Below are 282 nucleotides of genomic sequence, written 5' to 3'. Positions count from 1 at the left end.
TAAACGATATCCTTTTTGTTCCATACGCTCCAACCATTTTTCTAAGCGATCAGGAGCAAACGCCCATGCTGGCCGCCATTTCGTGAATTTGATGGGTATTGAGTTCCCTTCAGTATAAGATGAGGGGGCTACCTTCAGTTTTTTTAATCCTTTATGTAATGTCAATGTCGTATAAGGAACTAGAGTCCAAAGCGTCAATCCTACAGTAATGGTTATTGACCAATATGGGCTGGGAACGAACGTCGCAGATCCACCACCTAAAAGTACTGTGAGAGTGAGCAT

At 42.9% G+C, this 282-nt stretch carries 1 pseudogene; it reads right to left on the bottom strand.

Annotation, left to right across the window (positions count from 1 at the left end):
• Window positions 1-282, bottom strand: a pseudogene (locus JI666_RS21030) (hypothetical protein); the annotation flags it as partial.

The sequence above is a fragment of the Bacillus sp. NTK071 genome (genome assembly GCF_017303315.1).
Classification (GTDB): Bacteria; Bacillota; Bacilli; order Bacillales; family Guptibacillaceae; genus Guptibacillus.
The sequence above is the reverse complement of the archived record's forward strand: the minus strand, read 5'-3'. Positions and strand labels throughout refer to the sequence as shown.